This window comes from Corynebacterium sp. KPL4015 (assembly GCF_040225725.1).
Lineage (GTDB): Bacteria > Actinomycetota > Actinomycetes > Mycobacteriales > Mycobacteriaceae > Corynebacterium > Corynebacterium rhinophilum.
This window is the reverse complement of the sequence record NZ_JBEHGF010000001.1, coordinates 92717-112476: the sequence shown is the minus strand read 5'-3', so window position 1 is coordinate 112476 and position 19760 is coordinate 92717. Positions and strand designations below refer to the sequence as shown.

Genomic DNA, 19760 nt, shown 5'->3' with positions numbered 1-19760 from the left:
AATCCAGAGTGACCGCGGGCGGCGTCTTGCCCACCGCGGAGACCTCTGCTTCCGAAGGATGGATTTTCACCACCATGAGCTTTTTCGAAGATATCGCTTCCGCATTGGACGCCGAGGGCATCGAGTCCCGCGTCAACGAAGACGTCATGTTCGTTCCAATCACCTCTGATTTGGAAATCCAGTTTGTTGAAATCGATCCTCTCTTGCCTGCCGCCAACGTGTACATCGCTGCGGCGGATGTGGATGAAGACGATGAAGAATTCGAGGCCGTCTTGGTCTCCGTTGCCTTTTCCGTCGAAGACGCCGTAGAAGCCGTCTCCCGCCACATCGCCACCGACCAGGTTGTTACCGTCCTGCGTGACCTCCTGGAAGGTACCGATGAGCGCATCGCGGAATTGGAGTTTGACCAGGATGAACTCAACCCGCACCTCGTGGTGGCGGAAGTAGGCAACGATTCAGAGCTGCGCGTATTAGTAGAAACCATCGACGGCGTGCCCTCTGCCATCGTGCGCTTCTTGGCCTTCGACTTCGATGAAGAAGATATGGAAGAGCTCGAGGATGAGGCCGTCACGGAGCTATGGCAGGTGGATGAGGATGGCGAAGACCTCGATGAAAACGAGCGCCTTGCCCTCTTTGGCAACACCGATTCTGATGACATCCCCATCGTAGAAGTCCCCGCTGAGGCCCTAGAACTGGGCACCTACACCGATTTCGACCGCCTCTTTGACGTGCTCGGGTTGGTCTCGGAACAGGCCCTTGATTGGGAGGCGCAGCTCGTCAACTTCGATGAGGATGACTTCGAGGAACCAGACGTCTACGACATTTTTTGCGAAGATGCCGATGATGACGATGACGAGGACCTTGAGTTCTTCGACACCTTCACCGAAGAAGACGACGCTGACGCTGATGACGAGGGCGACAACAACTAAGCCCCTAAGCCGCTTGCTGGAATCCCGCGAACAGGGATTCCGGCGAACGAACGGGCTTAAAGGCGCTATCCACGAGCCATACGTAGGTGGCATTCGGTCCGCGAGAGATCTCGTGGACGGCACCAGCTAATTCTGCGGGGACAAGCGTGCGCACCCATCCTTCCGCCGTGGCGGGATCGACTAACTGCCCAAAGTTATCGGTGATCCGAATAGTAATGAGGTAGGCGGGGATGCGGCTTTCACCGAACCCGCGGATCCTCGCCTTCACTCGTGCTCCCACGCGGTGGCGGGTAATGCTCATGCTGTAGTCCGCGCCACCTGGCGTGGGTGGCAGCTGTTTTATGGGCGGACGCCACGTCGGGGTGGGGCGAGCCAAGGACCGTGGGTGGTGCATGATGGCGGAAATAGAGCTGACGGTCTCATAGTGGTGGTAGGCCAAGTCGGCGGCGATTTCCGTAGCCATGGCATTGGGTTGACTGGGTACTGTGTGCGAAAAGTTCTTATCTACGTTGTGCATGGCACTTACTCTAAACCGCAGGGCCGACACGAGTTCGAAGAATACAAACACGTGTTCGAATAAGTGGGCTAAATAGCTTTCAGACCTTCAAAGGCATAAGGTTGCACGTGCTATGAAGAGTGCTAATGCCGAACCGGCGCCCTACGAAAAGCCCAAGGTGCCGCGGGAAATCTGGGTAATGGTAACGGCGGCGTTCATTATCGCCTTAGGTTATGGCCTTATCGCCCCGCTTTTGCCGCAGTTCGTGGTCAGCTTTGATGTATCGATGGCCGCCGCCGGCCTCGTGGTATCCATCTTCGCCGCCTCCCGGCTGATCTTCGCGCCGGTGTCTGGTTCATTGGTGGATCGCGTCGGTTCGCGCCGCGTCTACCTGGTGGGCTTGATGACCGTTGCCGTGACCACGGGATTGGTCGCCATTGCTCAGGAGTATTGGCACATCGTGGTGCTGCGCGCCCTGGCAGGTCTTGGCTCGACCATGTTTACCGTCTCCGCGATGGGCCTTATCGTGCGCCTGTCTCCACCGTCGATTCGCGGTAAGTGCTCCGCCACCTATGCCACGGCATTCCTGCTGGGCAATGTCGCCGGCCCAGTGCTCGGCGCCAGCCTGTCCTTCTTGGGTTTTCGCTGGCCATTTTTCATTTACGGCATCGGCGTGATGCTTGCTGCGTTCGTTGTCTGGTGGCAGATGCCGCGGGTCAACCACGCCCAAACCACCACCTCGGAGCTGCCTCCCATGCGCCTGCAGGAAGCCTGGGGTGATACCGCATTCCGTGCGGTTCTCACCTCCAACTTTGCCCACGGTTGGATCAATATGGGCGTGCGTGTGTCCGTCCTGCCACTTTTCGCCGCGGCTATTTTCCACAATGGCGCCGCGGCCTCGGGCTTGGCTCTCGCGGCCTTCGCCGCAGGCAATGCGATTATTCTTCAATTCTCCGGCCGGTGGTCTGATCTCCACGGCCGCAAACCGCTGATCCTTATTGGCTTGGTGGGTTCTGCCATCTTCATGGTGCTCATGGGACTGGCCACCAGCGTGTGGTTCCTCTTGCTCGTATCCGCGCTTGCGGGCGCAGCATCGGGCCTTATCAATCCTTCCCAGACCGCCGCGGTGGCAGACATCGTGGGCAACGAGCGCTCCGGCGGCAAGGTATTGTCCGCCTTCCAGATGTCAGGAGACTTCGGCCAGATCGTGGGCCCCATGCTCATTGGGCTGCTTGCCGATGTCTATGGCTTCCCCACAGCCTTCACCGTCTGCGGTGCCATTGCCATTTTCGGCATCATCGCCTGGCTCTTCGGGCGAGAGCCCCGCGAGGAGTCCACGGTGGAAGTAGAGCGGATGCCGAAAAATAGTTGACGGCAACCGCTGAGGGCCGGTGCATCCCGCTCCACGAGGTCGAGAGCCTAAGGGTAATTGGCGCGTACCTTGAAGATTACGAGCAACAAAGTTAGAAGAGCCCGGCAACCTGGGACACGCACAGGTAGACAAAGGCTGCCGAAATGATGCCCATCAAGGTGTTGATGAACCAACCATTGCGCCATTCTTTCGGGGGGTGCTTGGTATTAAGCAGTACCAAGAGCGTAAGGCCCAGGAACGGCATGAAGAATGCGCCCAAGACGCCGTAGCCAATGATTAATCCAGTGGGCTTGCCCAGCAGTAGGAGAAGCATCGGTGGGAAGGTCAACCAGATGAGGTAAGCGCGGTAGTACTTACCGCCCGTGCTGGTGCTGGGGTGGCCCTGTGGAAGGTTCTTCAGGTGGCCCACGTAGTCCGCAAACATGAGAGACACACCGTTCCACACGCCTAAGCAGGAAGAGAATGCGGCAGAGAAGAATCCGACGATGAACCACTTAGAAATAAAGGTTCCGTAGCGAGCCTCCAGCACGTCCGCCATGTCCACCAAGCCCTGGTCATTATCGGAGACAGCGACATTAGCGCTGTACAAAAGCTCGGCACCAAGGACAAGTGTAGCGAGCACGAAGATACCGGTGACGGCATAAGCCACCGAGTTATCCATGCGCATGACCTTCATCCACTTGGGCGTGAACCATTTCTTTTCTCGCAGCCAGTAGCCATAGGCGGCAAGCGTAATGGTGCCGCCGACACCACCGGCGATGGAGAGCACGTAGACAAAAGAACCATCCGGGATGGTGGGGACAAGGCCGCGCAGAATCTCTGGCAAATTAGGTGCGGTAATTGCGGCGATGCCCACCACAGTGACAAACATGATGCCAACCAAGATGGCGGCCAGTTTTTCAAAGAGCTGGTATTGCCCCAGCCACGTAAGGACAAAGCACAACACGCCGGTCAGGATGGCCCACATAGTCAAGCTAGTACCGGGGAAGAGTGCGCTTAACGCCAAGCCGGTGCCGGACATGGCGGCGGCGCCATAAACCAACCCCCAGATGACGATGTAGGGTGCGAAATACCACGAGGTCCAGCGTCCTAGCTCCCGCCAGCCGTGGAACATGGTGTTTCCGGTGGCCAAGCTGTAGCGGCCGACGCCTTCCACCAGCACGATTTTCATAATCGTACCGACGATGACGGCCCATAACAGTGCGTAACCGTAGCGCTGGCCAGCAATCATGGTTGCCACCAGGTCAGCGGCACCGACGCCAGTGGCTGCGGCGACCAAACCCGGACCAACAAGAGTCCATTTCACCTTTGCTTGTGGCTCAGAGTCGTGTGTCTGTTGGCCTGCGGCGAAAGGTGCGCCGGTGTGGTTATCTGATTGCCTCATGACACTTCCTTAAGTGGCTGTGGTGTGAATCACTTAAGGGAAATGTATCACTCTTGGTGGGTAAAGTGCAGCCTAATTATTCAACCATGCGTGCTAAGCGACGGTCCGACCGGCAGCGTACAGCGCCTTTGGCATGGTTCTTTGGAGCTTCCATTGAAACTGAATGGGCTTTTCTCCGTGGTGGGAAACATAATCCACAGCGCCTAAAAATGTATAGGCGCTCGCGGTGCCCACTGAGTTCTTCTTAGTGAAGCGAGATGCGATAAAAATCCTCCCGCCGAGCTCCTCGTGCTGAATATAACGGCGTGCGGCCTTCGATTTTAAAGTTGTAGTAGATTGCGACTCCCAGTGGAGAAGATCCGGTGAAATCGGGTAATCACGGTAATTCGTGGTAGCGCTCACCTGATCGTCTTTTTGGAAGGTCACCAAGAACAAGTCCATGTTCATATCAGGGAAGTATTTCACTCCCTCGCGCGGAAGGCTGACTAGTTTTTCTAATTCTCCTGCTTGCAGGGCACCCACTAATTCTGCCAAGGAGTAATCGGCGTGGGTTTCCAAAACGGTGTCGTCGCTCGGCTGTGGGATAATACGCGAAGCATCATTTTGTAGCAGCATAACCTGCTCGAGTTCCCAAATAACTCGTGGGTGCTCCCGCAATATTCCCAGCGCCTCGTCAAAAGATGACGGGCTGGGTGCATTGGAATTAGCCCAAAACCCCAAGACCAGCATCCGTGCAAAGGCTTGATCAGTGGGCGTCATATCGCCGAATTGCGAGGTAGCGGATTTTAGGATTCGAAGATAGGCTTCAATGCGCGTCGTATCATTGACATGAAGGAAAACTTTAATCCGGTTGAGCAAGAAGTTTTCCATCTCATCGTCACATGGCTCGAGGAGGTTTTCCTCCCGCAGAAGACGGGTCCACGAGTACTTATTCGGCCGGTAAATATCCTCCAATTCGAGGTTTGCCTCGTCAAGGAACTTTTTGAGATCGGTAGTTCGTATTTCCGCTACCAGCGCACGCACTTTCCGCAAATTGCTGCGTGCCGTCTTCTTGACGTTGTTGAGGACCTGTTCCGTCGTCGACTCATCGAATTGGATGTGCGTTCCTGGTGGCGTGGTGGGAAAGCCCTGCTCTATTTCGGTGAGTAATCGTTTGCCACGTTTTCTCGTTAGCGCGTTGAATTTACGCTCAAAATCGTATTCAACATGTTGTTGGCCAATGAAATCGAATACGGTACAAGAATCTTTGCCGGGAGCAAGGCGAAGACCGCGGCCGAGTTGTTGTAGGAAGATAACCGGGCTTTGGGTCGGCCGGAGTAGGAGCAGCGTATTAACCGCAGGGATGTCGACGCCCTCATTGAAAATATCAACGGAGAAGAGAGCCTTGATGGCGCCGGTTTCTAGCTGTTTAATGGCTTCCGCGCGTTCAGAGGAAGTCAGTTTACTGGTCACCGCTTGGGCTGGAATGCCAAAATGCTGAAATTGCTGCGCCATGTGCTCTGCGTGGGCGATGGAAACACAAAAGCCGATCGCCTTCATCTCAGAAAGATCGAAAATCCGTTTGTCCAGTTCATTCAGAATAAATCGCGTCCGCTTTTCGCCAGACTTGATATAGAACTCTGATAACTCGGTGGTGTTGTAATCCTTCTTTCCTCTGTTCCACGTGAGTGAGGAAAGATCCGTGCCGTCTGCGATTCCGTAATAGTGCATTGGAACCAACAGCTGGAGGCGCAAGGCATCCCAGAGGCGTAGTTCATGGGCAATGCGGTAGTCGAAATATTGTTGGACATTTTTGCCATCACCGCGCTCTGGTGTTGCGGTCAGTCCAAGTAATTCGTCTGGTTCAAAATGACTTAGAAGTGCGTTATAGGTTGGTGCTTCGGCATGGTGAAATTCATCGATGACCACAACATCGAATTGATCGGGCGCGAGCTTTTCCAATCGGGTGGAATTAAGCGACTGAACGCTCGCAAAGACGAAGTCCCAGCGCCGTGGCTCGGTGCCATCGACAAGCAACTCGCCAAAGTCGGCATCCTTAAGTACCTCGCGGTACGTACGGCGCGCCTGGTGAAGAATTTCCTTGCGGTGTGCGACGAAGAGTAAGCGAGGACGACGCTTCCACTGCCGGCAAAGATTAAGGTAATCCAGGGCGGCGACGACGGTCTTGCCAGTGCCTGTGGCTGCAACGAGTAGATTTTTGTGGCGATCCTTTACCTCACGTTCGGACCGCAGTGCCTCGAGCATTTCTTCTTGATAAGGGTAGGGAGTAACTTCCAGGCCAGAAAGCTCTAATTGGCGCAACGCTTGTGGGGACTCCGCGCCTTTGGCGATGCGCAGGGATTCCTGCAGGCGATCCATGTCCCGCGCCGGATCAAAAGTTTTGAAGTGGCTATCGTGCCAGTAGCTGTCAAAGGTTTTTATAAACTTTTCAATGACCTCAGGCGTCGCCGTAGCAGAGCCGCGCACATTCCACTCCCAGCCATCGATAAGAGCAGACCGCGAAAGATTCGAGCTTCCAATAAAGGCAGTGTCGAAACCAGAATTTCGTCGGAAGAGCCATGCTTTGGCATGCAGGCGTGTGGATTTATGCTCATAACAAATCTTCACATCGGCGCGATATTTTTCTACCAGGCGTTTAAGAGCCGCCGCATCGGAAGCACCACAGTAAGTAGAGGTCAATAGGCGGAACGGAATCTGGTTGTCGCGCAGGTACTGTAGGTGCTGGTCAAGGACACTGATTCCGGAGCTTTTGATGAATGCGCACAGCAAGTCGACGGAATCAGCCGTCTTTATTTCCCGCTCAATTTCACTGGTCAAGCTGGCTTCGCCTTGGGCATTGGTAAAAAGCGCGCTCTTAGTTAGCGATACATCGGGAAGCAGCGGAGGCTCGGCTAAAGAAGTGTTGTAGACGGCGTAGAGGAGTTGCTCGGCATCGATATCTTCGTCCTCGCCAAGCAGCCCAGCGATTGTATTGATAAGTGCTACGCGGTCTGTTGAGGATTTGAGTCCCATGAGGCGCTGTTCTAGTAGATCGCCGATGTGTTGAGACATGGCGGATGTGTAGCGCCCGCGAGCGTTATCATCTGTGCCGCTTCCGACCCCAAACCCGGCCGATGGGTGTCGGCTTTGCGTTTCTTCCATTCGCTCACGGATGCGTGAGGTCACCGGGGTTTCGTAAACGCCGAAGGGGAGCGAGGAATCCAAGGAATGGCTCATAGCTACAAGATTCTAAGGGCAAAGCTTTTCCACGGCTGGAATATCTGCTGGCGCCCAGGTCAGTTCCATTGCTTCTGCGGGGGTAACCCATCTGGTTGCGTCATGATCGCTGAGGCGAAGTTCGCCGCTGATAAGCGTGCAATAAAAGGTGGTTAGTTCGATGGTGGCAAAGTCGTATTCGTAGATGGTCGTCGTGAGCTTGCCGCCTACGCGCGCGATGAGGTTGAGTTCCTCGCGAATTTCGCGAGCTAAAGCCTGTTCGGGTGATTCGCCCGGTTCGATTTTTCCGCCTGGAAATTCCCAATGTCCTTCCAAGGGTTTTCCGGGTTTCTTGCGGCAGGCGAGGAATCGGTTGCCATCGTGAAAGACGGCGCCGACGACGCGGATGGGGTTAGACATAGTTCCATTGTGCCTTGAGCTAGGAAACGCTAGACAATAACGTGTTATTTAGATAACATAATCGCAATGTTCGCGTCAGGCTGTCGCGCGGGCTTGATCATCATGCAAGCTTGAGGGGCGGTCTATCGTGACTTCTACTGATTCAGTTAATTCCTCCACCCAGAGCCATGACGGGGAAGTCCCGCGGCCTGGGGGACGGTGGAAACTCTTTGTTTATAGCGCCATTGGCGGGTTCGTGTTCTTCTTTCCTGTGACGTATAAGGAAAAGAACTCCATTCCTTTGGACCACATGGTCACCATCGTGCGCGATAGCATTCCGGCGGTGGTGCCGTGGTTTATTTTTGCGCTCGCAGTGTATGGAACGGTGCGTAGCTTTAGTACGGGGGCGTTTAAGGAAAGCGCGCTGCAGGCGGTCTTTGCGGTCTTCAATATCGCCGGTGCCATCATTTCCTTCCTCATGGTTATTGACGCGCTGCCGTGGGTACTAGGTGATGAAGATTTGGTTCCCTTCTTGTGGAACTCCATTGCCACGCCGGTGGGGCTTATCGTGCCCATCGGCGGTACCTTCCTGGCATTTCTTATTGGCTTTGGGCTCTTGGAATTTGTTGGGGTGCTGATGCAGCCCATCATGCGCCCGCTATGGAAGACGCCGGGGCGCTCCGCCATTGATGCGGTGGCATCCTTCGTCGGTTCGTATTCGCTGGGCATTTTGGTGACGGACCGCGTCTATCAAAAGGGCGGGTACACCGGCAGGGAGGCTGCCGTTATTGCCACGGGGTTCTCCACGGTATCGGCGGCGTTTATGGTCATCGTGGCCAAGCAATTGGACCTGATGAATATCTGGGGCACCTACTTTGCCGTCACGCTGCTGGTGACGTTCCTGGTTACGGCCATTACCGTGCGCATCCCGCCGCTGCGGACGATTCCGGATGAATACTGCGAGGATGCAGAGCCAGACCCGGAAAAGCCGGTGGAAGGATCGCGCTTTAAGAATGCGTGGCGCGAGGCGATGCTGGCTCTGCAGCGTGCGCCGTCGCTGCCGCAGGCCATTTGGGATAATCTGCGCGATGGCGTGCGTATGGCCGCGGCGATCGTTCCGTCCATTATGTCGGTAGGCCTTATTGGCTTGCTGCTTGCGCGGTTTACCCCGATTTTTGAATGGATTGGGTACCTGTTTTATCCCTTTGCCTGGATAGTGCAGCTGCCGGAGCCGGCGCTTGGCGGCAAAGCCGCGGCGATGGGCATTGCGGAGATGTTTCTACCCGCCACAGCGGTGGCAGGCAGTGACTCCATGGTGCTGAAATTCGTCATCGGGGTCGTGGCGGTCTCTGCCATCATCTTCTTCTCCGCCTTGGTGCCGTGCATTCTGGCCACCAAGATTCCGGTGAAGCTATCCCACCTGGTCATCATCTGGTTTGAGCGCGTCGCGCTTACCATCGTGATTGCGACCCCGATTGCGCACCTCTTGTTCTGAGTCTTACTGCCCGTTTACCGCAGTGAGGTGAGCATTAACGATGTCATCGATAAGCCGCGCCGCCGCCTTGGCGGTGCGGTTGTCTATGTCGAAGGTGGGGTTGAGCTCGACGACATCGACAAGCGCGAGCTTGCCCGTCGCCGCGATGGCGACCGCCAGGGCGCGGATGCGCTCGTAGGCAACGCCGAGGCTGGCCGGGGCGGATACACCCGGCGCGGTGGAGGCGGGAAGCACGTCCAGGTCGATGGATAGGTGGACCTTGTCCGCACTGGCGGTGGCCTGGGTGGCGAGCGCGCCGCATTCGGCCGGGGTGAGGTTTAGCAGCTCCTCATCCAGGGTGTAGTTAACGCCGAGCTTATCGGCGTCGTTGAAGAGCACCGCGGTGTTATTGGGGCGGGAAATACCGAAGACGGTGTAATCAAAGTCATCGGTGAGCTGGGAAATCTGGGTAAAGGGCGTGCCCGAGGTGGCGTGGTCCGCGTGGCGGAGATCGAAGTGGGCGTCCAAGTTGATGATCGAGGTGGCACCGCGCGCGCGGAACAGGCCGCGGTGGGAGCCGAAGGCGGTTTCGTGCCCGCCGCCCAAGATGATGGGCAGGGTAGCGCTGCGGACGAGTTCTTCGACCTTGTCAGATAGGGCCTCGTGGGCGCCGTCGAGATCGTCGGCTTGGGTGGTGATGGTTCCGGCATCGGCAAGCGCATGGCCGTGGTGGACCGCCAGGGAGCCAAGGGCTGTGCGCAGGGCGGCGGGGCCGGCGGCGGCACCTTGGCGGCCGCCGTTGCGCAGCACGCCCTCATCAGAGGCAAAGCCCAGCAGGGTCACGGGCGCGGATTCGGCCTGGTTGATAACGCTATGCCAGCGCGCGTGCTCGGGGCCGGGGCCATCGGAGCGGCCGGACCACTCGGGGGCGGGAGTAAAAAGTGGGGCTGATTCGGTATTCATAGTGCCGATACTAGAAGCGTGCGGTGAATTTGTCTGGCAGTAGCGGAATATAATTGGGCGCTGTGAGTGCTAACCGAGTCCCCGCCGCGCGCCATGCCCTGGACATCCTCAAGCTGCTATCGACTATCGATGTCCCGATTTCCGCCGCCCGCATCCAAGGCGAGCTCGGCCTGCCGCGCTCGACCACGTACCACCTGCTCGCGGAAATGGTCGATGCCGGGTTCGTTGCCCACCTGCCGGAGCACAAGACCTACGGCCTGGGGCTGGCCGCGTACTCGATGGCCTCTGCGTATGTAACCCAGCAGCCGCTGGTGCGCATGGCTACGCGCGATCTGGAGGAATGCGCACGGCTCGTTGGCGGATCCGGCCACCTTTCGCGCATGGCGGGCTCGGAGATTTTATACCTGCAGGAAGTCCGCGCGCCGGGCGCTACCTCGTTGGTTACGGAGGTGGGAGTGCGCCTGCAGGCGCATAAGACGGCATCGGGCAGGGTGATGCTGGCACACCTGCCGGAATGGGAGGTCAAGGCCGCATTTGATACCGCGGGCGGGGAAAATTTTGGTCTCCTTAAAAAGCAGCTGGACCGGGCCCGTGCGCGCGGATGGGACCAAGAGATAGAAGAAATCTCGCGGGGACAGGCCTCGGTGGCGGTGCCCATCCTGGACCACCTGGAGCGGCCCGCGGCGGCCATTGCGGTGACCTATCCCGTGTCCACGCCGGGCGATAGGGTGGAGGCACTCATCGCGGCGCTGGGCCAGGCCGCGGAGAAAGTTGCGGGGAAAATGTATCGCCAGCGCGAAAAGTGAGGTACCATGCGGGCTAGCGCGTTAGGCTGTGACGTGAGCTATATTTTGCTGCCCTAAAGACACTAGGAGTCATCATGCCTAATGCATACCCATCCACCGTTACCGTCGGCGTCGGAGCGCTGACCATTGAGGAAGTCGTGGCCGTTGCCCGTTACGGCGCCACGGTAGAAATCTCCACGGAGGCTTTGCAAGAGGTCGCCTCCACGCGCGACCGGGTCGAAGAACTGGCCCAGGATCCCACGCCGGTCTACGGCATTTCCACCGGTTTCGGCGCGCTTGCTCGCCGCCACATTCCAGAAGAGATGCGCGCGCAGCTGCAGCTATCCCTGGTGCGCTCCCACGCGGCCGGCACCGGCCCTGAGGTGGAAGAAGAAGTCATCCGCGCGCTCATGCTGCTGCGCCTATCCACCCTGTGCACCGGCCGTACCGGCGTGCGCCCCGTGGTGGTAGAAACCTACGCGAAGGCTCTTAACGCTGGCATCGTGCCTGTGGTGCGCGAATATGGTTCGCTTGGCTGCTCCGGCGACCTGGCCCCGCTGGCCCACTGCGCCCTAGCGCTCTTGGGCGCGGGCGAGGTCCGCGTGGCAGGCGAGCTCAAGGACGCCGGCGAGGCCCTTGCTGCCGCCGGCATCGAGCCGCTGGAGTTGCGCGAGAAGGAAGGTCTCGCCCTTATCAACGGCACCGATGGCATGCTGGGCCAGCTCTGCCTGGCCATCACTGACCTGCGCGCGGCCGCCAAGACCGCCGATATCGCCACCGCGATGACGGTAGAAGGCCTGCTTGGCACCCTCGTGGTCTTTGCCGATGACCTGCAGCAGCTGCGCCCGCACCCAGGCCAGGCCGATTCTGCCGCCAATATCCGCCAGGTGGCGGACGGCTCCGAGATCCTCGCGGCAGCGCTGGAGGAGTTCAAGAAGAACCAGGTCCAGGACGCTTACTCCGTGCGTTGCGCGCCGCAGGTAGCCGGCGGTTTCCGCGATACCTTGGCGCATACCGCGCAGGTAGCTGAGCGCGAGCTCGCCGCCGCCGTGGATAACCCAGTGGTGGCCAAGGACGGCCGCGTGGTCTCTAACGGCAACTTCCACGGCGCGCCGGTGGCCTATGCGCTTGATTTCCTCTCCATCGTCACCGCGGACCTGGCGTCCATTTCTGAGCGCCGCACCGACCGCTTCCTGGATCCGGCCCGCAACCGCGGCTTGAACGCCTTTCTTGCCGATGACCCCGGTGTCGACTCCGGCCACATGATCGCCCAATACGCCCAGGCTGGCATCGTCAGCGAATTAAAGCGCCTGGCCACCCCGGCCTCGGCCGATTCCATTCCTTCCTCTGCCATGCAGGAAGACCACGTGTCCATGGGCTGGTCCGCCGCCCGCAAGCTGCGCAAGGCAGTCGATGGCCTCCAGCGCGTGCTGGCAGTGGAGATCCTCACCGCGGCGCGCGCCATTGACATGCGCGAGGGCACGCCCGCTGGCGGCACCGGCGCGGTCATTGCCGCCCTGCGCGAGACCGTTCCTGGTCCCGGCACCGACCGCTACCTATCGCCGGAAATCGAGGAGACCGTGCGCCTAGTCAAGTCTGGCGCGCTGATCGATGCCGTCGAGGCCGCTACGAGCGAGCTGCGCTAACCGCCTCGGCCATCGCCACCTGGCCCGCGTGGGTGGGGTGCATGGGGAAGGAATCGGTATCCTGCCCCGTAAAGTCCACCCACGGCTCATCCGAGCAGGCGGAGTGTTGCGGGGCATCGTCAGGCAGCACGTAGGTGCCGCCGTTGCGTTCGGCGGCCTCGCGTACCGCTTTGTTGATGCGCTGGATGGTATCTGCCAACCACTCCCGGTCTGTGGCCGGGATTTTTTCTATGAAGGGGCAAGTCTCGCCGGGATTGATGAGGGGGATATAGCCGGTGGCAATGACCTTTGCCTCAGGTGAGCGGTGGGCGATTTCCTCGTAGACCTTGTCTAGGCGTTGGGGCAGATCGTGCAGTTCCAGTTCTATCTGCGCCCCCGATTCGTCTTGGCAAATATCGTCCGTTGCGCATTGGGTCAGGCGCACAAAGCTGGCATCGTTGCCGCCGATGCTCAAGGAGACAAGGGACGTATCCGCGGCCAGTGCGTCCACCTGGGCGGGGTGCTCGCCCGCGGAGGATAAGACATCCAGCGTGCTCGCGCCCTGGCAGGCGACGTTGCGGAAAGAACTCGTGCTGATTTCCTGCGCGGCGAGTTCTGGATAGGAATCTTGTGCTCTGGCGCAGGAATCGGGCGGATCGAGCGGGAGTGTCGTCGAGCCCATTGCCGCGTAGGAATCCCCGAGGGCCACATAGTTTTCGGGGTCTTCTGGAACTTCCTCTGGCTGGTTGGAACATCCTGCAAGCAGGCAGGTGGCGGCGAGGGCGGGCAATACGTGGCGCATGAATGCCATCGTAGCCGCAGAGTCTGAAATGCCAGACAGTTGGTGACTAAGCAAGCTCTAAATACGTTGTGCATCACACTAAATTGATATCTGTGACGCTCGCCAAGCCCCCGGGAGACAGCCCCGGGAAACCGGCCTTGGGGTAGGGCACGGCGTCGATAAGCACGAGCGAAAGGAAGCCATGTCTGAACCACGCGAAGTCCGCGCACCCCGCGGCACCGAACTCAACGCAAAATCCTGGCAAACTGAAGCGCCATTGCGCATGCTGATGAATAACCTCGACCCAGAGGTGGCAGAGCGCCCCGAGGACCTCGTGGTCTACGGCGGCACCGGCCGCGCAGCCCGCAGCTGGGAGGCATTCGATGCCATTGTGGAATCGCTGAAGGACCTGGAAAGCGATGAAACCCTCCTCGTCCAATCCGGCAAGCCGGTGGGCATCTGGAAGACCAATGAATGGGCACCGCGTGTGCTCATCGCCAACTCCAACCTCGTGGGCGACTGGGCTAACTGGGAGCACTTCCGCAAGCTCGAGGACGAGGGCCTGATGATGTACGGCCAGATGACGGCCGGTTCCTGGATCTACATCGCCACCCAGGGCATCCTGCAGGGCACCTACGAGACCTTCGCGGCCGTGGCCAAGAAGCGCTTCGAGGACAGCCTGGCCGGCACCCTGACCCTGACCGGTGGATGTGGCGGCATGGGCGGTGCCCAACCGCTCGCCGTGACGCTCAACGGGGGAGCAGTACTCATCGTGGACGTGGATGAGCACCGCCTGCGCCGCCGCCAGCACAAGCGTTACCTCGACGAAGTGGTCACCGACTTGGACGAGGCCCTGCGCTTGGTCCTCGATGCCAAGGAAAACAAGAAGGCCCTTTCCGTCGGCCTCGTGGGCAACGCCGCCGAGGTCTTCCCAGAGGTGCTGCGCCGCCAGCGCGCCGGGGAGTTCAAGGTAGACATCGTCACCGACCAGACCTCCGCGCACGACCCACTGTCCTACCTGCCCACCGAAATCACCGTGGATGACTGGCAGTCCGAGGCCAAGGCCGATCCCACGACCTTTACCAAAAAGGCCCGCGAATCCATGGCCGCACAGGTCCAAGCGATGGTGGAATTCCAGGACGAGGGTGCTGAGGTCTTTGACTACGGCAACTCCATCCGCGATGAGGCACGCCACGCCGGCTACCAGCGCGCATTCGAGTTCCCAGGCTTCGTTCCCGCCTATATCCGCCCGCTGTTCTGCGAGGGAATGGGCCCATTCCGTTGGGCAGCTCTGTCCGGCGACCCAGAAGACATCAAGGTTACCGACCAAGCCCTGAAGGAACTATTCCCGGAGAACGAGCACCTGCATAACTGGCTGGACGCCGCCGAAGAATACGTCGAGTTCGAGGGCCTGCCCGCCCGCATCTGCTGGCTCGGCTACAACGAGCGCCACAAGGCCGGCCTGCTCTTCAATGACCTAGTGCGCGAGGGCAAGATTAAGGCCCCCATCGTCATCGGCCGCGACCACCTCGATTCCGGCTCGGTTGCCTCCCCGTACCGCGAGACCGAAGCCATGCTCGATGGCACCGACGCCGTCGCTGACTGGCCGCTGCTCAACGCCATGACCGCTGTATCCTCCGGCGCTACCTGGGTCTCCCTCCACCACGGCGGCGGAGTGGGCATGGGTCGCTCCATCCACGCCGGCCAGGTCACGGTTGCCGATGGCACCGATCTCGCCGCCGCCAAGCTGCGCGCCGTACTGACCAATGACCCAGGGATGGGTGTTATCCGCCACGTCGATGCCGGGTACTCTCGCGCAGAGGAAGTAGCCAAAGAACGCGGCGTTCGCGTTCCCATGGAATTTAAGGCAAGGGATTAAATGAGCACACTTTTTACCGGAATTTCTGAACTCCGCACGGTCAGCGAGCACGGCACGCTTAACGATGCCGCCCTTATCGCTGACCACGGCACCATCGCCTGGATTGGCCCTGCATCTCAGGCGCCCGCCGCCGATGACCAGGTGGACTTGGGCGGGCGCGCCGTCCTTCCTGGTTGGGTGGATTCGCACACCCACATGGTCTTCGACGGTGACCGCTCCGCCGAGTTCGAGGCCCGCATGTCCGGCGGTTCCTACGAGGCAGGTGGCATCGCGGTGACCATGGACGCCACCCGGGAGGCGGGGGCGGACCGCTTGGATAAGCTCGTCGCCGAGCGCGTGGCCGCCGGCCGCCGCGGTGGCACCACCACCTTCGAGACCAAGACCGGCTATGGCCTCAACACGGAATCTGAAGTGGAAGCCGCCCGCGTAGCATCCCAGCACGTCGATGACGTCACGTTCCTGGGCGCCCACCTCGTGCCGCCGGGAGCGGATGCGGAAGACTACCTCGATGAGGTCGTCGGCCCGATGCTGGACGGCGTTGCCGAATACGTCCAGTGGATCGACGTCTTCTGCGAGCGCGGCGCGTTCAATGAAGAGCAGTCGCGCCGGGTTTTAGAAGCCGGTAAAAAGTTGGGCCTTGGCCTGCGCGTGCACGGCAACCAGCTTGGCGAGGGCCCGGGTGTCAGCCTCGCGGTCGATCTCGGCGCCGCCTCGGTTGATCACGTGAACTACCTGAGCGATAGTGACATCGAAAAGCTCGCAGCATCTGAGACCGTGGCCACCATGCTCCCAGCCTGCGATCTTTCCACGCGCGAGCCCCTGGCGCCTGGCCGTGCGCTTCTCGATGCCGGCGCCACCCTCGCCATCGCCTCCAACCTCAACCCAGGTACCTCCTATACTTCGTCGATGAACTACTGCGTGACCACGGCCGTCCTGCAGCAGCACCTATCCGTCGACGAGGCCATCCATGCCGCCACTACCGGCGGTGCCACGGCGCTGCGCCGCCATAATGTGGGCAACGGCCTTGATCCGAAGGGCCGCCCCGCGAAGGGAACCCTGGTGGAGGGCGCTGCCGCTGACCTGCACGTGCTCGATGCTCCTAGCGCGGTGCACTTGGCCTACCGGCCGGGTATGCCGCTGAGCTATCGCACGTTCGTGGCGGGGGTATAGCGAGGAATGGAGTTTGCCGCCGGTATCGCGTAGGGTTGGACGAGCAATGAGCATTACCGATAACGCCACCGGCGGCGTAAACGAGCCGGAAGATTTTAATAAGTCGGAATCTCAGGACAACTCGCAAGGTGTCAACCAGGACACCAGGGCTGCGAATACTTCTGAGGGCACCGGCGCTGAGTCCAAAGATTCGGCCAACGACAACTCCCAGGGGTTCGAGCACCTCGGCTTGCCAGATAAAATTCTGCAAGCCGTTGCGAAAGTAGGCTTCACCACGCCGTCCCCCATCCAAGCAGAAACCATCCCGATCCTGATGGAAGGCCGCGACGTCGTGGGCCTTGCACAGACCGGTACCGGCAAAACCGCAGCCTTCGCGCTGCCGGTCTTGTCCCAGCTTGACCCGCAGGCGCGCCACCCGCAGGCGCTCGTCCTTGCGCCTACCCGCGAGCTGGCCCTGCAGGTTGCAGACGCCTTCCAATCCTTCGCGGAAACCCTGAAGGGAATCGAGGTTCTTCCCATCTACGGTGGTCAGGCCTACGGCATCCAGCTGTCTGGCCTGCGTCGCGGCGCCCAGGTCATCGTGGGTACCCCGGGTCGCGTCATCGACCACCTGGAAAAGGGTTCGCTTGACCTGTCCCAGCTGCAGTTCCTCGTCCTCGATGAGGCCGATGAAATGCTGAACATGGGCTTCCAGGAAGACGTCGAGCGCATCCTGGAAAGTACCCCGGACCGCAAGCAGGTGGCGCTTTTCTCCGCCACCATGCCTAATGCCATCCGCCGCCTGTCCAAGCAGTACCTGCACAACCCGGCGGAAGTAACCGTTAAGTCGGAGCGCCGCACCAACGACAACATTAAGCAGCGTTTCCTGCTGATTCCGCACCGCGCAAAGATGGATGCCTTCACCCGCATCCTCGAAGTCATTACCTATGACGCCATCATCGTCTTCTGCCGTACCAAGCACGAGACCGAAGAGGTGGCCGAGGCCCTGCGCGATCGCGGCTACAGCGCCGCTGCCATTAACGGCGACATCGCCCAGGCGCAGCGCGAGCGCACCGTCGACCAGCTCAAGGATGGCCGCCTGGACATCCTCGTCGCTACCGACGTCGCCGCGCGTGGCCTTGACGTCGAGCGCATCACCCACGTGGTGAACTTCGATATCCCGAACGATACCGAGTCCTACGTGCACCGCATCGGCCGTACTGGCCGTGCCGGCCGCTCCGGCGAGGCAATCTTGTTCGTCACCCCGCGCGAGCGCCGCATGCTGCGCTCCATCGAACGCGTGACCAATGCTCGCCTCGAAGAGATGGACCTGCCGTCCGTCGATGAGGTCAATGAGAAGCGTAAGGAAAAGTTTGCGCAGGCCATTACCCAGTCCATGGACAACAAGCAGGCCGATTTCTTCCGCAACTTGGTACGCAAGTACTCGGAAGACAACGACGTTGCCATGGACGACATCGCGGCTGCGTTGGCCGTCATGCATCAGGGTGGCAAGAACTTCCTATTGGAAGACAAGCCTTTGCCCAAGCCAAAGAAAGACCGCCGCGATCGCGATGACCGCAAGCGCGACCGTGACTTCAAGGGTGGCGGCAAGAACCGCGGCGGTTCCAAGCGGCCGGATGGTGACTTTGAGACGTACCGGTTGGACGTCGGCAAGCGCCAGAATGTCCGCCCTGGTGCCATCGTCGGTGCTATCGCCAACGAAGGTGGCCTGTCTGCCAAGGACTTCGGGCGCATCACCATTGCGGTGGGGCACACGCTCGTGGATCTGCCGAAGAACATGGACCCGGCTGTGCTTGACCGCCTGAAGGATACCCGGATTTCTGGGCAGCTCATCAAGATTCAGAAGGATACCGGTCGCCCGCCTCGCCGTGATGGCGGCGGCGGTGGCCGCAAGCACGGTGGTCGCTTCCGCGACTAATTAAACCTCCAAAGGGCCTCTTTTTAGAGGCCCTTTTTTCATGCCCTGTGACCTGCGCTTTTACTATAAACGGGGGTAGTGTGTCAGGGTGGTCTTGTATGGTGTATGGCGAAATCATGTTCTAGTAAATCTCTCGAAAGAAAGTCCATGAATGCGCCATATTATGCCAATACCAATCCAGAAAATTCTACCTCCCGTGCAGCTACGGAGATTAGGAAGGCCGAATACCAGTTTTGGGAAAGGCTTCATCCTGGCCCGGATGACGATATCGAAATTATTAGCCAATCCCTGTCTAACTTAACTGGGGCGCGTCAGTCCCGAATTAGGAATATTATTTTCGCCTTCGAGCGATTAAAAGAGCTGCCGCGGCTGCGCGCTCGGCAAGAACAGCATTTCCATTTAGATTTAGACCGACTCATTACGATTGACCAAACCCTAGCCAAACTCGGCGCCATTGATGCGGAGAAGAAATTCACTATCGATGACGCCCTGACCAACTACTTGACCCCAACCCGTCCCAATCAAAAGCTGCCCTCGCACCGCAATCTCCGCCGAAAGCTGCGCGAGCTCATCGTGCGCCTCGATCCCTCTATTGCCGCGCGGGATCCGCGCCGCAAGCAAGCCTATAGCGTTGAACCTACAGGCGGGGAGTGGGCCGCGGTTTGCCTGGACGTCGGGTTAGAAACCGCGGAGATAATCGACCGCAATATTCGGGATATCGCTACGGACAAGGACCTCACGATGGCTGAGGCCGCAGTGGAGCTGCTGACTGGAAAGGCGCAGGCGAAGGCCAAGGTCGTGTTGAATATGTATCGCTGCGACCTGCCGGATGCGCCCGCGTTTGTACAGCACTTGGGCTGGGTATCCCCGGAGACCGCGGATGACCTACAGGCTCGCGCGACAACGACAAGGGATATGGAGAAAGCCGGTCAGGCGGAGAGCCCCAACTATGTGACGCCGCCAGATATCCGGGCGTTTGTAGAGGGCTTGGATGGCACGTGCCGGTGGCCAGGCTGCACGCGGCCGGCCGTGGTTTCGCAGATGGACCATCGGCACGACTTTGCGGATGGCGGTCCGACCTCGGCGGCAAACCTTACGTGCTTATGCCAACACCATCACAATATAAAGACCGATGGCAGGGCCTTTTATATCAAGGACCCGATAAGCGGGGACATCGTCTGGCTCTTTGATGACTCTACGTGGGTCTATGACTCCGCGAGTGGGCCGCTGGCCCCCAAGAACCGCAGGTGGGCGCAGACGGTTGCACAGGCGACGAAAAAACGGAGGGAGAATGCGCATGCAGATGCGCAGCAACTAAAAGAAGAACTTCGGGAAGAGTCCACCCATGAAAAAGGGGACAGCGATGACACTGTCCCCGAAGAGTAAATGG

The 19760-nt window shown here is 59.4% G+C and carries 15 protein-coding genes; 9 read left to right on the top strand and 6 right to left on the bottom strand.

Going from position 1 to position 19760, the window contains the following annotated elements; translation table 11 throughout:
• The first annotated feature begins 74 nt into the window (after positions 1 to 74).
• Positions 75 to 929 carry a DNA primase gene (locus tag ABRP64_RS00520; protein WP_284782611.1) on the top strand — a complete coding sequence of 285 codons (855 nt, stop codon included), beginning with the start codon at positions 75 to 77 and terminating at the stop codon, positions 927 to 929.
• 4 nt (positions 930 to 933) lie between these two features.
• On the opposite strand, the gene ABRP64_RS00515 is transcribed toward ABRP64_RS00520, so the two are convergent.
• Positions 934 to 1446, bottom strand: coding sequence for a hypothetical protein (locus ABRP64_RS00515; RefSeq protein WP_284782517.1), 513 nt, complete (start codon positions 1444 to 1446; stop codon positions 934 to 936).
• Positions 1447 to 1558: 112 nt separating this feature from the next.
• On the opposite strand from ABRP64_RS00515, the gene ABRP64_RS00510 reads away from it, so the two are divergent.
• On the top strand, positions 1559 to 2797 hold the full coding sequence (locus tag ABRP64_RS00510; protein WP_284782518.1) for an MFS transporter: 1239 nt from the start codon (positions 1559 to 1561) through the stop codon (positions 2795 to 2797).
• A gap of 91 nt (positions 2798 to 2888) precedes the next feature.
• On the opposite strand, the gene ABRP64_RS00505 is transcribed toward ABRP64_RS00510, so the two are convergent.
• From ABRP64_RS00505 to ABRP64_RS00495, 3 genes are all read right to left on the bottom strand, one after another.
• Positions 2889 to 4181, bottom strand: a complete 1293-nt coding sequence (locus tag ABRP64_RS00505; protein ID WP_349865046.1) for an Nramp family divalent metal transporter — start codon at positions 4179 to 4181, stop codon at positions 2889 to 2891.
• 93 nt (positions 4182 to 4274) lie between these two features.
• Positions 4275 to 7397, bottom strand: coding sequence for a DUF3427 domain-containing protein (locus tag ABRP64_RS00500; RefSeq protein WP_349838832.1), 3123 nt, complete (start codon positions 7395 to 7397; stop codon positions 4275 to 4277).
• A 12-nt stretch (positions 7398 to 7409) separates the two neighbouring features.
• On the bottom strand, positions 7410 to 7796 hold the full coding sequence (locus ABRP64_RS00495; protein ID WP_284769884.1) for a (deoxy)nucleoside triphosphate pyrophosphohydrolase: 387 nt from the start codon (positions 7794 to 7796) through the stop codon (positions 7410 to 7412).
• A 127-nt stretch (positions 7797 to 7923) separates the two neighbouring features.
• On the opposite strand from ABRP64_RS00495, the gene ABRP64_RS00490 reads away from it, so the two are divergent.
• Complete coding sequence (locus ABRP64_RS00490) at positions 7924 to 9270, top strand: YjiH family protein (RefSeq protein ID WP_349865044.1); 1347 nt, start codon at positions 7924 to 7926, stop codon at positions 9268 to 9270.
• 3 nt (positions 9271 to 9273) lie between these two features.
• Here the strand turns inward: ABRP64_RS00490 and hutG are convergent, their stop codons facing one another.
• Complete coding sequence (hutG, locus tag ABRP64_RS00485) at positions 9274 to 10212, bottom strand: formimidoylglutamase (RefSeq protein WP_349865042.1); 939 nt, start codon at positions 10210 to 10212, stop codon at positions 9274 to 9276.
• A gap of 62 nt (positions 10213 to 10274) precedes the next feature.
• Here hutG and ABRP64_RS00480 point away from each other — a divergent pair, with 62 nt between their 5' ends.
• Together ABRP64_RS00480 and hutH are read left to right on the top strand one after the other, a co-directional pair.
• On the top strand, positions 10275 to 11018 hold the full coding sequence (locus ABRP64_RS00480; RefSeq protein WP_349865040.1) for an IclR family transcriptional regulator: 744 nt from the start codon (positions 10275 to 10277) through the stop codon (positions 11016 to 11018).
• A gap of 74 nt (positions 11019 to 11092) precedes the next feature.
• A complete protein-coding gene (hutH, locus tag ABRP64_RS00475) occupies positions 11093 to 12643 on the top strand; it encodes a histidine ammonia-lyase (RefSeq protein ID WP_349865038.1) in 1551 nt (516 codons plus the stop codon).
• On the opposite strand, the gene ABRP64_RS00470 is transcribed toward hutH, so the two are convergent.
• Complete coding sequence (locus tag ABRP64_RS00470) at positions 12624 to 13424, bottom strand: SGNH/GDSL hydrolase family protein (RefSeq protein WP_349865036.1); 801 nt, start codon at positions 13422 to 13424, stop codon at positions 12624 to 12626. The two genes, hutH and ABRP64_RS00470, sit on opposite strands and share 20 nt — an antisense overlap.
• A 181-nt stretch (positions 13425 to 13605) precedes the next feature.
• Between ABRP64_RS00470 and hutU the strand changes: the two genes are divergently transcribed.
• The 4 genes from hutU to ABRP64_RS00450 all read left to right on the top strand — a co-directional run bounded on the left by hutU (position 13606) and on the right by ABRP64_RS00450 (position 19756).
• Complete coding sequence (hutU, locus tag ABRP64_RS00465) at positions 13606 to 15282, top strand: urocanate hydratase (RefSeq protein WP_284769878.1); 1677 nt, start codon at positions 13606 to 13608, stop codon at positions 15280 to 15282.
• Positions 15283 to 16452: an imidazolonepropionase gene (gene hutI / locus ABRP64_RS00460; RefSeq protein WP_284769877.1), complete on the top strand. Its 1170-nt coding sequence runs from the start codon at positions 15283 to 15285 to the stop codon at positions 16450 to 16452.
• 46 nt (positions 16453 to 16498) lie between these two features.
• Entirely contained in the window at positions 16499 to 18370 is a 1872-nt protein-coding gene (locus ABRP64_RS00455; protein ID WP_023017755.1) for a DEAD/DEAH box helicase, read from the top strand.
• A gap of 147 nt (positions 18371 to 18517) precedes the next feature.
• On the top strand, positions 18518 to 19756 hold the full coding sequence (locus ABRP64_RS00450; protein ID WP_349865034.1) for an HNH endonuclease signature motif containing protein: 1239 nt from the start codon (positions 18518 to 18520) through the stop codon (positions 19754 to 19756).
• Positions 19757 to 19760: the final 4 nt, after the last annotated feature.

What these genes read in the sequence shown, in the direction of transcription:
- ABRP64_RS00520 (WP_284782611.1), top strand. Translation starts at nt 75, where the DNA reads ATGAGCTTTTTCGAAGATATCGCTTCCGCATTGGACGCCGAGGGCATC.
- ABRP64_RS00515 (WP_284782517.1), bottom strand. Translation starts at nt 1,446, where the DNA reads ATGCACAACGTAGATAAGAACTTTTCGCACACAGTACCCAGTCAACCC.
- ABRP64_RS00510 (WP_284782518.1), top strand. Translation starts at nt 1,559, where the DNA reads ATGAAGAGTGCTAATGCCGAACCGGCGCCCTACGAAAAGCCCAAGGTG.
- ABRP64_RS00505 (WP_349865046.1), bottom strand. Translation starts at nt 4,181, where the DNA reads ATGAGGCAATCAGATAACCACACCGGCGCACCTTTCGCCGCAGGCCAA.
- ABRP64_RS00500 (WP_349838832.1), bottom strand. Translation starts at nt 7,397, where the DNA reads ATGAGCCATTCCTTGGATTCCTCGCTCCCCTTCGGCGTTTACGAAACC.
- ABRP64_RS00495 (WP_284769884.1), bottom strand. Translation starts at nt 7,796, where the DNA reads ATGTCTAACCCCATCCGCGTCGTCGGCGCCGTCTTTCACGATGGCAAC.
- hutG (WP_349865042.1), bottom strand. Translation starts at nt 10,212, where the DNA reads ATGAATACCGAATCAGCCCCACTTTTTACTCCCGCCCCCGAGTGGTCC.
- hutH (WP_349865038.1), top strand. Translation starts at nt 11,093, where the DNA reads ATGCCTAATGCATACCCATCCACCGTTACCGTCGGCGTCGGAGCGCTG.
- ABRP64_RS00470 (WP_349865036.1), bottom strand. Translation starts at nt 13,424, where the DNA reads ATGCGCCACGTATTGCCCGCCCTCGCCGCCACCTGCCTGCTTGCAGGA.
- hutU (WP_284769878.1), top strand. Translation starts at nt 13,606, where the DNA reads ATGTCTGAACCACGCGAAGTCCGCGCACCCCGCGGCACCGAACTCAAC.
- hutI (WP_284769877.1), top strand. Translation starts at nt 15,283, where the DNA reads ATGAGCACACTTTTTACCGGAATTTCTGAACTCCGCACGGTCAGCGAG.
- ABRP64_RS00455 (WP_023017755.1), top strand. Translation starts at nt 16,499, where the DNA reads ATGAGCATTACCGATAACGCCACCGGCGGCGTAAACGAGCCGGAAGAT.
- ABRP64_RS00450 (WP_349865034.1), top strand. Translation starts at nt 18,518, where the DNA reads ATGAATGCGCCATATTATGCCAATACCAATCCAGAAAATTCTACCTCC.